Source organism: Cytobacillus sp. BC1816 (assembly GCF_051353635.1).
Classification (GTDB): Bacteria; Bacillota; Bacilli; order Bacillales; family Cytobacillaceae; genus Cytobacillus; species Cytobacillus oceanisediminis_C.
This window is the reverse complement of record NZ_CP195611.1, coordinates 842,532-855,027: the sequence shown is the minus strand read 5'-3', so window position 1 is coordinate 855,027 and position 12,496 is coordinate 842,532. Positions and strand designations below refer to the sequence as shown.

Sequence of the window (12,496 nt, the reverse complement as noted above, 5' to 3'; positions counted from 1 at the left end):
AGAAAATGAACAAAGGAATGAAATAAATGAAGAACCCGATAGATCATTTGCCGGCAAGGCAGCAGCAGGCCCTGAAAACACGCCAAAGGCTTCTCCAGGCCGGAAAAGAAGTTTTTCTCGAAAGCGGCTTCCAGAAAGCAACCATCTCCCAAGTAATCAAAAAAGCAAAAACTGGCTACGGAACGGCGTACGTCTATTTTAAAAATAAAGATGAGCTTTTCATTACCTTAATGGAAGATCTCATGAACCAATTTTACGAAGTGGCAGAGATGCCCTTTAAGCCGCAGGCCAAAGAAGAGGCATATGAAAATATTAAGAATCAGGTCAGGCTGTTCCTGCAGCTGGCTTTGGACGAGCGGGACATGATGAAGGTCGTAAAAGAGGCAATCGGCGTCTCACCTGAGATAGAGGGTAAATGGTATAGAATCCGCGAACGCTTCATCGAGCGGATTTCAGTCGATATCCGCTACGCCCAGGCGCAAAAGCTCGCCAAAGAGCACCTCGATCCGGCCCTTACCGCGAGAGGATGGTTTTATTCGAATGAGATGTTCATGTGGGAGCTGGTGATGAATGAGGAGAAGTATCAGATGGATGACGTGATTGTGAATCTGACGAGCATGTATACGGGCGGGCTGTACGAATAAAGATTCATGTGCCACTTTTTCATTTTACGATCCAACTTTGCTTTATTTAATTGCCACTCTTCGATTATATGGGCCACTTCCCATTCCATTGTCTTTTTTAAAGTCAAAAAAGGTGCCTTCTCCGTCAGGAAAAGGCACCTTTTTTCAATTCGAAACAAGCTCAGGTTCATTCGCTGTTACCGTAATACTCCCTTTCGAAAGCTTCACAACCACATCCGAATCTCCCGCAATGTCGGGATCGTGGGTAACAACGATCACGCATTTCCCTTCTTCGTGGGCCAGTGCCCGTAAAAGCCCGACAATCTCCCGGGCCGTCTCTTCGTCCAGGTTGCCGGTCGGTTCGTCCGCCACAATGAGCTCGGCGTCACAGCACAAAGCCCGGGCAATGGACACACGCTGCTGCTGGCCGCCGCTTAAAGTAAGCACTTTTTGCCGGGCCTGGATTTCAGAAATCCCGACCCGCTTCAGCATCTCCACAGCAACCGCCTTTTTATTTTTCGCAGTAGAACCTGTAATTTCCATCGCCGTTAATACATTCTGAAGAGCCGTCATATACGGAAGCAGGTTATAAGATTGAAAAACAATCGAGACATATTTGTTCCGGAACCGCGTAAGCCCGATTTTTCGGATATCCTTTCCTTCGTAAAGAACTTCTCCTCCTTTCGGAACATCCAGGGCACTGGCCAGAGCAAGGAATGTCGTTTTCCCGGATCCGGACGGCCCGATTATACTGTAAAAATTCCCTTTTTCGAAACTCACATTTATATTTTTCAAGATATCGTGTTTTTTATTTTCGTGTTTATACCAGTAGCTGATATCTTTAAATTCCAGCAATGAATTCATTTTTCCATCTCCTTTTAATCCTGCTTGCTTAGAATGGCTTTTGGCTGAAGGCGCAATACGGATAAGGAAGGCAATAATGCCGACAATGCCGCAATCACGAGGCCTATTAGCGCAAGGAATCCAAGATCTTCCCCCGTCACCTGGACATTCATTTCATCTACCCTCTCCACTGATTCCTGAGCCTGCATCATTTCCGGTCCAAAGCCGCCCATGCCCCTTCCTCTGAAGGATTCCGGTGTATTCGTCTGTTCTGCTGATGCCAATTCCTGATTCAGGAGCTGGTCGCCAAGCTGGCTCGCCACCACATTGCCGCTCGCTGTGGCAATGCCGAGCGATAAAACAGCCACGACTAAAATTTCCGCCATAAACTGGCCTGCGAGCTTCCACCTTTTTTCCCCGATCGCCAGCAGGACGCCCATTTCATACTTCCGCTCACGGATCGACATCATAACGATCAGACCCAATATGACCGCTCCGGCAATGGACACCAAGTACACAATATTTTTCGAAAATCCGGCTACATTCTCAATCGGGCCGACCATCTGCTGATAAAGCTGGTCATCGGCATCAAGCTTGAACGTTTCGAAATCGATGCTGCTCTCTGCTTTTGCCTGATCGATAAAGCTCTGCATATCGGCAGGATCATCTATGTAGTAGATGGCGCTATCGATTGTATTTTCATAGTCAGATCCCTTTAGTGCTGCAGCAGCAGTGTATGGAACGTACAGCTTGTTATAAGGATTCAGTGCTGTAAAATCCATCGCCTGATCAGATCCGGCAGAAGCTGTTTGATAGATTCCGATCACTTCAAGCTCCATTTCAGCCGTTTCATCACGTGGGTTCGTGACGGTAATCTTATCGCCAACTCCCAGCTCGTTTTCTTCCGCCAATGTCTGTTCAATCAGCGTGACATTTTTCCCGATATGCTCCTCAGTGATTCCGGTTCCTTCAACAATCGAGGAGGTTCCATCCATAAACTCCGCAACCGAGTCTGTAAATGCAACCCCCTGCAGGCTCACATCCCCCTGCATCATTCCGCCCGGCATGCCTCTCCCAGGCTCCTGCCCTTCACTGCTTTCCTCAGATGTGTCAGAGGCAGCCGAATCACTTTCAATCGGATCAAAACCGGAGGCCAGCCCAGTGGTGGATGAGTAGAAATTATAGCCTTTTATCTGGTCATAAGAAGCCAGTTCCTCTGCGGCATCAAGCGGGACAGGCACTGACTGGAAACGTACCCGCTCCCCTCCGCTTTGCTGCTCGGACATCGCCTGTTCTCTCAGTTTTTCCATATCTGCCTGCAGGGTGACATCCGCCCCCAGCTTCTGGCGAGCAAGATCTCCCGACTTTTCGGCGGCTGTCTGGATCGATAGTCCAGCCAGCACTAATACACAAATCACGGTAAATACGAAGATCTGCAGAATGCTTTTCCCTTTTCTGGCCTTCACGCTTAAGAACGCTCGTTTTAAAAAATTCATCTTAAAAATTCCCCTCAGCCCTCTAAATAATTCTTAATCTCATACTCTTCAAATTTCTCTTCCAGCCATGCTGTGTATTCAGTCTGCATCTCTGTTTCAAATAATGTGTTTCTAACCTCTTCTTTCACATCTTCATAAACTGCTTCTTTGGCTTCCTGCTTTTCTGCTACCCTGATGACATGATAGCCATATTCCGTTTTAACGGGTTCACTGATTTTGCCAGGCTCGAGTGCGAAGGCAACTTCCTCAAATTCTTCGACCATGTCTCCCCTCCCGAAAAAGCCGAGGTCTCCGCCAGCATCTTTGTTGCTTTCATCGGTCGAGTATTCAGCCGCCAGCTCTGCAAAATCGCCGCCATCATCCAGTTTCCCGATGACTTCCTTTGCTGTTTCCTCATGCTCTACTAAAATATGGCTCGCTGATACTTGTTCCTCCTGGGCAAAGCTTTCTTTGTTTTCGTCAAAATAGGTTTTCATATCTTCTTCTGAAATCTCAATCCTTGGTTCCAGAAGCTTCTTCGTTGCCAGGTAGGATTCGATATCCTCCTCAAAATCAGCCATCGAGAGGCCGCTTGATTGGAGCGTCTGCTTTAAAGCATCCTCCCCGCCGTATGACTCTGCATATACAGCCTTTTCCTTATCTATTTCTTCCTGTGTCACTTTCACATTTTCCTTCTTCGCTTCCTGATCAATCACTTTCTCGGTGATCAGCGAATCGAGAAGCTCCTGCCCGTACTGGTCAACGAGACGCTCATGCAGCTCATCCCTGCTGATTTCTTCCCCGTTTACGGTCGCAGCAGCATCATCCTCCTTTATTATAAAAAAGATGGCTGCCGCTGCCCCGATTGTTAATACACTGCCTAAAATCCAATAGAAAACTTTCTTATTCTTCATCCTGTTCCCCTCTCCTAATTCGCTTTCTGATTGCTTGTCAGCGTGACTTCCGCCGTTTTCAATTCGCCCCCGCGGTAAAATTCGATTTTCACCTTATCGCCAATCGAAAAACCGCTGTATAAATGCTTGCGCAAATCTCCGGAATTCGTAATTTGCTTTCCGCCAATGCTGACGAGAATGTCCTCTACCTGAAGTCCGGCTTTGGCAGCGGCCGAATCCGGATCCACATTCGCCACAATCGCTCCGCTAGTCACCCCATCAGGAAGATTGCGCAAATATTGAGGCGGCACTTCATCAAAGCTTGCCAATCCAACGCCAAGATACGGTCGGATCACTTGTCCACTTTTAATCAGCTGATCAATCAGTGTTTTGACTTCGTTGCTTGGGATTGCAAACCCAAGGCCTTCCACTCCGCTATCCGCGATTTTCAGACTGTTGATCCCGACCAGCTGGCCGGCTGTATTCATCAATGCGCCGCCGCTGTTGCCCGGGTTAATCGCTGCATCGGTTTGAATAACATTCAAGTTCCATTCCCCTGCAGAAGTGCTCACTTCAATAGAGCGGTCCACTGCACTCACAATGCCCTGTGTCACCGTTCTCGATAAATCCAGGCCAAGCGGATTGCCGATCGCCAGCACCTGATCGCCGGCTCTCAGCTTGGAAGAATCGCCAAACGTCATGGCTGCAGCGTCTACATCCCCTTTGATTTTCAGCACCGCAATGTCTGTCAGGGCATCGGTTCCAATCAATTCTGCAGTTTCCTTCTCCCCATCATGCAATGTCACCTGAATCTTACTCGCATTTTCAATCACATGGTTATTGGTCACAATGTATGCCGCATCATCAGTCTTTTTAAAAATAACCCCCGAACCCGTGCCGCTTTCTGAAGCTTCACTCGACTGGCTGAACGGATTATTGTTTTGCTGCTGCATATTCACAACGCCGACAATCGCTTTCGATGCCTGCTCAATGGTATCCGCCAGGGAATTGGATGAGGAGGATACTGGCGTCACATCGAGATTGGATGAGCTTTCAGCTTGTCCAGCTTCTTCTGGAACTTTTGCCTGCGGCGTATCATCCTGGAAATATGGAACGGCTGTCAGCGTAAGCGCCGAACCTAGCACACCAGCCGCCACTGTTGACAGGAACCCTTTCCATACCGGTTTTTTCGCCGTCCGATTTTCCGTTCTGCTTTCTTCGTTAAACTCTGTCATGATTAAACACTTCCTTCTTATCTATTTTGAATTTGAATTAGTTTTCGTTTGCCTTACAAGTCATACTTTAAAGGCCCAATGTGTCAAGAGAATGTCAAAGTGGATTTTTTTTCAAAAAAGACCCCATCTCCATAATAAGAAGGGATTCTCCCCTCGAAAATCAGGTGCCCTTAAAGTCACTGGCGGCTGCCTGTATCAAAAGGTAAGGAACCCGATTCCACAAAAAAATGCCCAGAGAAAATTTCTCTGCGCATGTCATGAATCCTTTTCAATCCCAAATTGTACTATTATTTAACTAACTAAAAAGTGAGGTGCGGAGAATGTTTATTAGACTTTTTGATAAATCTGGCCGCACAGATAAAATCGCCATTCTAGCAAGTACCATCCTTTTATTAATAGGCGGGTTGACTGCACTTTTCTAGGATGGACTCCCCCCTATTTTCAAGCTTTTCAGGATGGATTTAGGCGCTGTCCGCAAATAAGCTTCTTTTATCAAGCCTTCTGCCTCAACCCAATCTAATTCATGATCACCTAGAATCGAGGTCCAGCCATGCTGCCCAATATAGGGTGTCTTAAAAAAACGGCTGCCTTCCTGCACTAAAAATTCCTGTGTTTCTTTCGATGTTTTCATAGCAATGGACGGAATGCCCTCTTCGTTTTCTCCCAAAATAACAAAAGGCTTATCTTTTATCCTAAATGAAGTATGGCCAAACTTATCTATATGCTCGGCGGTTTCAGGAAAACCAATGGCAATCTCCCTTATCTTTGTCAGAATCTCTATGCTTTTTTGTGATTTTAATTGTTTATGGATCATTTTAAATCTCCCTTGTCTATTCTTTAATGACAATATTCAACACTATACTTAGAAATCCTTGTCTAAAAAAGAAAGTTTCTGTCTGTTATGACAGCTTTTTGCCAAAACCTTTTTTCAAAACTTCATTCATTTCTCACATTCCCCTTTTAAGATATGAAAAGAAGATGGACGAAGAGGAGCTTTGATGACATGGAAATGGTTAAAGAAACGACTGATATACAGAAACCGCCTCAGACTAACACATCTCTTTACAGAACGGTTTGGAGATGGCACTTTTATGCGGGCATTATTTTTGCGCCATTTCTCTTTATTCTGGCGGTAACCGGAGCAATCTATTTATTTAAGCCGCAAATCGAGGGAGTCCTTTATCAGGACTACTACGATGTGACCCCTCAAGGTGAAAAGATTCCCGCTTCCCAGCAAATTGAAGAAGTGAAGAAGCTTTATCCGGATGCAGCAGTGACGGTGTACCGTCCCGGGGAAAGCGCAAATCGTTCCAGTGAAGTCGGAATTGCGAATAACGATGAATCACTTACTATTTTTATCAATCCTTATACAGGTGAGTCCCTCGGGGAATTAAACAGCGAAGACCGGATTATGGATAAAATCGAAGAGTTTCATGGGGAACTGATGGCCGGCACGCTGGGAGACCGGATCGTGGAGCTGGCGGCCTGCTGGGCAGTCGTGCTCATTGTAACGGGACTGTATTTATGGTTTCCGAAGAAAAGGCCTGGCATGGGCGGCGTCCTTTTTCCGCGTCTGAATAGAGGGAAAAAGATTTTCAGAAGAGATTTACATGCCGTTCCTGCCTTTTGGGTCACAGTGGGGATGCTCTTTTTAATCATGACTGGACTTCCGTGGTCCGGATTCTGGGGCACCAATTTTCAGTCTATGGCAACCAATACCGGGCAAGGTTATCCTCCTTCTGTCTGGGTTGGAAGCGGACCACAATCAACCATCCAAACAAAAGACATTGCCGATGTTCCATGGGCTGCCGAAAATCTGGACGTGCCTGCGTCAGACCTTCAGGGATTTATTCCTCTTTCGATTGATGATGTGGTTTCTGCTGCAGAACGGGAAGGCGTCCATCCTAGCTATTCCATTTATATTCCACAGGATAAAACGGGAGTGTATACAATTTCAGCCTTCCCGCCAAAAGCGCAGGATGAAATTACGATGCATGTCGATCAGTATACTGGTGCGGTTTTAACAGATTACCGCTATGACCATTACGGGTGGATCGGGAAATTGGTAGCGTGGGGAATTACGCTTCATAAGGGGACACAATTTGGTCTGATTAACCAATTAATCAGTTTATTCATCTGCCTCGGCATCATCCTTGTGGCGGTAAGCGGATATTATCTGTGGCTCAAACGCAAGCCCCAAAAAGATATGGGCGCACCAAAAACAGCTGGGTTTAACAGCACAAAGGGATTCTTCCTTCTGTTAATTGCCATGGGAGTCCTCTTCCCATTAGTCGGTTTATCGGTCATCGCTGTTTTGATGATTGACTTAACCTTGATCCGGAGAATCCCTGCGTTAAAGAGGTTTCTGAATGTGTAAGTTTAGGATAAGGGAGTCTATTGCCGTGAAAAAATATATCTTTATGATCCTGCTGCTGTCTTTCCTGAGTGCATGTTCACTTGATAAGAATGCAGCAGAGCTTTACAAACAGGAAACTCCGCTGAAACTGGAAATACAAACACCTGACACTTTTACAGCTGGAGAACGGGAAACAATTAAAGCCACTCTCACACAGGACGGCAAACCGGCTGTTCATGCTGATTTTGTTCATTTCGAAATTTGGAAGCTGGACGGCACTGTCCAATATGGGATGGAGGAAGCAGTCAATGAGGGCAGCGGTGTCTACAGCATCAGCAAGGATTTTGACAAGGATGGCCTTTACTATGTAAAAGTACACGCCCAGCAAGGCGACAGCCTGATTATGCCGCAAAAGCAGTTTATTGTGGGAGAGCTGTCGAAAAGCGACATGGAATTCCTGCAAGAAGGAACAGCCAAGCAGGAAGCTGTGCAGGGGCATCATCATTAAGGAAAGATGAATAAATATGAAAACAAAAGGGCAGAAGTGACAGTAAAGGCTGTCACTTCTGCCCTTTAAAACTAATTATAAAGGCACTGCTATCCAATCAATTAATCTACAACCGGAAACCACCCCGGAGTGTTTACAATTGCCTGCCAGAGCGGATCTGGGATGACCAGCTTTTCCTGATCCTTCTTGGATAAAGTGGTGGCAATTTCAGACTCTTTTCCTTCCTGCACCTTCTGCACCCAATCCGGCTCCATAATCAGTTCCCGGCCAAGGGCGACCATGGCCACTCCCGTTTCCAGTGCATTTACAGCTTCATCAGGAGTATGGATTGACCCTACTCCGATAAGCGGCAGGCGGTTATTCATTTTTTCTAACAGATGCTGAATTCTGGGCTTAGATTCATCAGCCCCTCGTCTCGGTTTGGACCAGAAGTCCATCAGGGAGACATGAAGGTAGTCCAGCCCTTTATCTGACAGCACATCTACCAATTGAAGAGTATCTTCCATGGTGATTCCTGGCTCAGTAGGCTCTTCCGGAGAAAAACGGTACCCGACAATGAATGGCTCTTTCGCATGTTCTTTTACCGCTTTTTGGACTGCGTCTACCACAGCAAGAGGGAATGTCATGCGCTTTTCAAGGCTGCCTCCGAATCGGTCCTCACGGTGATTCGAATGCGGAGAAAAGAACTGCTGAATTAAATAGCCATTGGCTCCATGAATTTCAACGCCATCATACCCTGCCTGGATGGCCCGGCGGGTGGTCTCGCCGAAAGCAGCAATGATGTCCTCCACTTCCTTTTCCGTCAGTGCTCTTGGCGTGTTGCCGCTTCCTTCAGATGCAACCGAACTGGCACTGACTGTTTCCCCATTTGGAACGAGCTCTGGAGGGCATTCCCTCCCGCCATGAAAAATCTGGAGTACTGCTTTGGCACCCTGCTCTTTAATGCTGGCTGCCAGCCTCGAAAGACTTGGAATCATCCCATCGTGATCGCCGCCGAATTCACCATGAAATCCCTTTCCGTTGGCTGTCACATTTGTACAAGCCGTAATCACCATTCCTGCCCCTTTGGAGCGGCGTACGTAATAATCGATCTCGGCATCTGACACCGTTCCATCCGGGTGGGATGAGAAATTAGTCATCGGAGCCAGGACCACTCTGTTTTTTAACTCCGCATTATTTTTTAACTGAAGAGATTCTAATAGCGGTTTATAGCTTTGATTCACAAAAAAACACTCCTTTTTATAACCTTTCAAACCTAGTGTGTTATATATTCCTTCTGTTTACGCATCGTAAACTGCGCAAAATGACCATTGCCCTGCAGGAGGGCAGCGAAAGATTACTGTAATGTTATATGTTACAGTTTAGGAAGTCAATTATTTGAATCGCGAGCTCTTTCTGCCAGGGACAGAGGGACGAATTTATCCCTCCGCTCCAAATAATATCCGTTAGCCTGTCTCCTTGTCCCAGTACGATATTTTTTCGATAACTACATCCAGCTGGCCGCTTGGGATAATCAAGGATGTTTGTTCACCCATATTTTTTAACAGAAGCTGCCGGCCAACCGGGGACAAGAATGAAATGCAGCCATTATCAGGGTCAGACTGGTCGGGCAGGCAGATATGATAATCCTCCCGGTCATCCTCCCCGTCGAATAACACAGTTACTTTCGTTCCAATCAATACTTTTCGCAAAGGGGGTTCTGCTGGTGCTTGATTACAAAGTGCAATGTATTGCTCCACTTCATTTACATAAACACTAAGGAAGTCCTTTTTCCGCTCCTTGAGCGGAGTGGAAGATAAATATAGGCTATTCAGATCCTGATAGTTCTCATCAATAAACGTCAGCTGCTTAATAAAGTACTCTTTTTCTGTAAGTGCCTCAAGACTATGGTTCATAGTAGATAACCCCCCTGCTGGGATCAAACACCTTGCAAAACTTCAATTCTACTGTCATTTCCATGCACCATCCTTCTTTTGAATATATAAAAAGCAGACCTTTCCCGTTTACAAAGAAAGGTCTACTATATATTTACAACATAGCATATATGCACCTGAAAAGCCAGTTGACTTGTGGATCATAGGCAGGCTCCCGGAGAATTCCTTCGAGGAGTGTAGTATTAAATTCAACCATTTGTAAATCCGCGAAAAAACCAATCCTTCTCCCCTTTTACTTCTCCTTTTTGTATTATTTTTACTTTTTATCTAAGACGATTTCGGCAAAAAAAAGCGCTCCTGCTTTTACAGGAACGCGTTTTGCACATGCTGGAATTTAGGTGCCGGGTTCGTACTCCTTACTTGGATTTTTCCTTCTCGTGTCCGAAGTTCCGCTAACTTCGGACTATTCGCCTGGGATTTTCACCTAATTTGTCCGAAGGAGAACCAGCTTCGAACTCCTCCCGGATTTTCTCAGATTCCTGTCCTAAGGACCACCTTCTATTGTCCGAACAGAAAAAAAGGGACAGGTGTCCTCTCCCTCTTTTCAAAAATCGCTCTTGCTGCACGTTTCCTTATCCCTATTGAATAGTTTCACAATTATTAAGCAATCTAAACTGTGTATGGGAGGTGAAGATATTGTCACGTGAGAACGGCAAGTCAGAGAAGCAAGCAGCGAAATCCTCAGTTGATAATCGTCAAGGTTCAGGTTCAGAATACGAAAGAGAACGTGCTGGGAAAGTAGAAGGGTACGGTCAGCCATACCCTGATAATGGAGCTAAAAATTAATTCTGGTAAGAGTGAATTAGACTTTAATTCACTCTTTTTGCTTTATAAACGAGCCTTCCAATCATTAGGCCTGGTACCAGTCGATAACAGAACTGAAATCTTATTAATGGATTAATGATGCTCTCAAATCAGTAATGCCATGTTCCAAATAGCCCTTGAGGCAAGTCAGCATATAGATCCAGCCTTCTTTTTGCCCCAGCATTTTGCTTACGGCTTCAGGGTCACTTTCGTCAAGACCGGATTCGTACACCTCAACGATTGTACTCAAATGATCCGGCTCATTCAGTGTAATGGCAACAACTGTTTCTTCATTCGTTTCTCCGCCCCATGAAAACACGATTTTCTTGTTTTCCTCAATTTCTAATACATTTAAAATGCCTTCTGCATTATATTCATCATATTTCACTGTAATAGACTTGCCTTGCTGCCATCTTTCGGAACTTGATGAGAACCAGAAATGACCGATTTTAACTGGGTCTATTATGGCATCAAACACCTCACTGGCTGGCTTATTTATTTTAAGTTTAGCAGTTATTTGAGTATCCAGAAAAACTCAACTCTCTTTCAGGGTATTTCATACTTCTTTTATTATAACCTGCACTCTTTTATTTTTGTGAAATGATACTTTAATTAGGCTTCTATATAGCCTTTACCACTTTGGCTGCCTTCTCTGCAGGTTTTTTCCATACCAGGGTCAACCCAATCCCCAATGCCAGTATGACGGTTGCAAAATAGTATGGGTAGTTAATATCGATATCAAACATCATCCCTCCTATAATTGGTCCGCTGATATTCGCCAGGCTTGTAAACATTGAGTTCATGCCGCCCACAAAGCCTTGTTCATTACCTGCGATATTGGAAAGATAGGAAGTGACAGCCGGACGGAATAAGTCGAATCCTACAAACACAATGAAGGTTACAAGTAAAATCGCGAAGTAGGAATGAACAACAGTCATTAAGAACACAAGCAGGCTGGATAGTATTAAGCTGTAGCGGATCAGTTTGATTTCGCCCCAAATCCGGGTCAGGCGGTCAAACAGGAGGATTTGCGATATTGCACCGAATATGGCTCCTCCCGTGATCACAATGGCGATATCTGATGGTTTAAAAGCAAACTTGTGATCCACAAATAAGCTAAAGAATGATTCAAAAGCGGCCAGCCCAAATGAGGCAATGAAAATCAAAATAAAGGCCAGGAGATATTTTGGCTCCATCACGCGTCGGAAGCCGCTTCTGCCCTCTGCAGCCCCTTCTTCATTCTCTTCTACACTGCGTTCAGGCTCAGATAATAGAATCATCGAAAGCACAGCTGCCAGTGCACCCAATGCTCCTGCAAAGAAAAATGGGACGCGTGTTCCAAATTCCGCTAAAAATCCGCCGATGCCGGGACCGATAATAAATCCCGTACTAATGGCTGCTGACATATACCCGAGTGCCTTTGGTCGGGTATCCGTCGTCGTGATATCCGCGATAAAGGCTGTCACTGCCGGCATAATAAAGGCTGCACTAATTCCGCCCAAGATCCGGGAAACGAATAACAGCTCGATCTCTTCGCCGATCCCGAATAAAAACTCCGATAAACCGAAAATAAAAAGGCCCGTAACAATCATGATTTTCCTGCCCCATTTATCGGCTGCTCTCCCTGCAAACGGGGAAACAATAAGCTGGGCCAATGCAAATGCGGCTGTTAAATACCCGATCGTTGTGCCCGTTATGCCCAATTCATTCATCAATGTAGGCAGGACAGGAATGACCAATCCAATTCCCAGAAAGGCTATGAATAAATTCGTCAATAATAACCCTAAAGTGATTTTTTGTGTCTTCATCTATATCATGCTCCTTA

General features: G+C 45.6%; 13 protein-coding genes. 4 read left to right on the top strand and 9 right to left on the bottom strand.

All coding sequences use genetic code 11. The features are described 5' to 3' along the window. Positions 1–26: 26 nt before the first annotated feature. Complete coding sequence (locus tag ACR42H_RS04600; RefSeq protein ID WP_436374877.1) at positions 27–644, top strand: TetR/AcrR family transcriptional regulator; 618 nt, start codon at positions 27–29, stop codon at positions 642–644. A gap of 144 nt (positions 645–788) precedes the next feature. On the opposite strand, the gene ACR42H_RS04595 is transcribed toward ACR42H_RS04600, so the two are convergent. From ACR42H_RS04595 to ACR42H_RS04575, 5 genes are all read right to left on the bottom strand, one after another. Then, complete coding sequence (locus tag ACR42H_RS04595) at positions 789–1,487, bottom strand: ABC transporter ATP-binding protein (protein WP_436374876.1); 699 nt, start codon at positions 1,485–1,487, stop codon at positions 789–791. 14 nt (positions 1,488–1,501) lie between these two features. After that, the gene (locus ACR42H_RS04590) at positions 1,502–2,962 is read right to left on the bottom strand and encodes an ABC transporter permease (RefSeq protein WP_436374875.1); all 1,461 of its coding nucleotides are present in this window, start codon (positions 2,960–2,962) and stop codon (positions 1,502–1,504) included. 14 nt (positions 2,963–2,976) lie between these two features. Beyond that, the gene (locus ACR42H_RS04585; protein WP_436374874.1) at positions 2,977–3,855 is read right to left on the bottom strand and encodes a peptidylprolyl isomerase; all 879 of its coding nucleotides are present in this window, start codon (positions 3,853–3,855) and stop codon (positions 2,977–2,979) included. A gap of 14 nt (positions 3,856–3,869) precedes the next feature. Continuing rightward, entirely contained in the window at positions 3,870–5,069 is a 1,200-nt protein-coding gene (locus tag ACR42H_RS04580) for a S1C family serine protease (RefSeq protein ID WP_436374873.1), read from the bottom strand. Positions 5,070–5,487: 418 nt separating this feature from the next. Beyond that, a complete protein-coding gene (locus ACR42H_RS04575) occupies positions 5,488–5,883 on the bottom strand; it encodes an MmcQ/YjbR family DNA-binding protein (RefSeq protein WP_436374872.1) in 396 nt (131 codons plus the stop codon). Between the two features lie 189 nt (positions 5,884–6,072). Here ACR42H_RS04575 and ACR42H_RS04570 point away from each other — a divergent pair, with 189 nt between their 5' ends. Together ACR42H_RS04570 and ACR42H_RS04565 are read left to right on the top strand one after the other, a co-directional pair. Then, on the top strand, positions 6,073–7,446 hold the full coding sequence (locus ACR42H_RS04570) for a PepSY-associated TM helix domain-containing protein (RefSeq protein ID WP_436374871.1): 1,374 nt from the start codon (positions 6,073–6,075) through the stop codon (positions 7,444–7,446). A 25-nt stretch (positions 7,447–7,471) separates the two neighbouring features. Beyond that, positions 7,472–7,933, top strand: coding sequence for a FixH family protein (locus tag ACR42H_RS04565; protein ID WP_436374870.1), 462 nt, complete (start codon positions 7,472–7,474; stop codon positions 7,931–7,933). 101 nt (positions 7,934–8,034) lie between these two features. Here ACR42H_RS04565 and ACR42H_RS04560 read toward each other — a convergent pair whose 3' ends face one another. Together ACR42H_RS04560 and ACR42H_RS04555 are read right to left on the bottom strand one after the other, a co-directional pair. Next, positions 8,035–9,156 carry an NADH-dependent flavin oxidoreductase gene (locus ACR42H_RS04560; RefSeq protein WP_436374869.1) on the bottom strand — a complete coding sequence of 374 codons (1,122 nt, stop codon included), beginning with the start codon at positions 9,154–9,156 and terminating at the stop codon, positions 8,035–8,037. Between the two features lie 222 nt (positions 9,157–9,378). Further along, a complete protein-coding gene (locus ACR42H_RS04555; RefSeq protein WP_113882934.1) occupies positions 9,379–9,828 on the bottom strand; it encodes a GreA/GreB family elongation factor in 450 nt (149 codons plus the stop codon). A gap of 675 nt (positions 9,829–10,503) precedes the next feature. Between ACR42H_RS04555 and ACR42H_RS04550 the strand changes: the two genes are divergently transcribed. Beyond that, positions 10,504–10,653 (top strand): hypothetical protein, encoded by a 150-nt coding sequence (locus ACR42H_RS04550; protein ID WP_166672503.1) that lies wholly within the window; start codon positions 10,504–10,506, stop codon positions 10,651–10,653. A gap of 103 nt (positions 10,654–10,756) precedes the next feature. On the opposite strand, the gene ACR42H_RS04545 is transcribed toward ACR42H_RS04550, so the two are convergent. Both ACR42H_RS04545 and norA read right to left on the bottom strand, forming a co-directional pair. Then, positions 10,757–11,200, bottom strand: coding sequence for an SRPBCC family protein (locus ACR42H_RS04545; RefSeq protein ID WP_113882933.1), 444 nt, complete (start codon positions 11,198–11,200; stop codon positions 10,757–10,759). 91 nt (positions 11,201–11,291) lie between these two features. Next, the gene (gene norA / locus ACR42H_RS04540) at positions 11,292–12,479 is read right to left on the bottom strand and encodes a multidrug efflux MFS transporter NorA (protein WP_436374868.1); all 1,188 of its coding nucleotides are present in this window, start codon (positions 12,477–12,479) and stop codon (positions 11,292–11,294) included. Positions 12,480–12,496: the final 17 nt, after the last annotated feature.

Coding starts and splice junctions, on each gene's coding strand:
- ACR42H_RS04600 (WP_436374877.1), top strand. CDS start 27: ATGAAGAACCCGATAGATCATTTGCCGGCAAGGCAGCAGCAGGCCCTG.
- ACR42H_RS04595 (WP_436374876.1), bottom strand. CDS start 1,487: ATGAATTCATTGCTGGAATTTAAAGATATCAGCTACTGGTATAAACAC.
- ACR42H_RS04590 (WP_436374875.1), bottom strand. CDS start 2,962: ATGAATTTTTTAAAACGAGCGTTCTTAAGCGTGAAGGCCAGAAAAGGG.
- ACR42H_RS04585 (WP_436374874.1), bottom strand. CDS start 3,855: ATGAAGAATAAGAAAGTTTTCTATTGGATTTTAGGCAGTGTATTAACA.
- ACR42H_RS04580 (WP_436374873.1), bottom strand. CDS start 5,069: ATGACAGAGTTTAACGAAGAAAGCAGAACGGAAAATCGGACGGCGAAA.
- ACR42H_RS04575 (WP_436374872.1), bottom strand. CDS start 5,883: ATGATCCATAAACAATTAAAATCACAAAAAAGCATAGAGATTCTGACA.
- ACR42H_RS04570 (WP_436374871.1), top strand. CDS start 6,073: ATGGAAATGGTTAAAGAAACGACTGATATACAGAAACCGCCTCAGACT.
- ACR42H_RS04555 (WP_113882934.1), bottom strand. CDS start 9,828: ATGAACCATAGTCTTGAGGCACTTACAGAAAAAGAGTACTTTATTAAG.
- norA (WP_436374868.1), bottom strand. CDS start 12,479: ATGAAGACACAAAAAATCACTTTAGGGTTATTATTGACGAATTTATTC.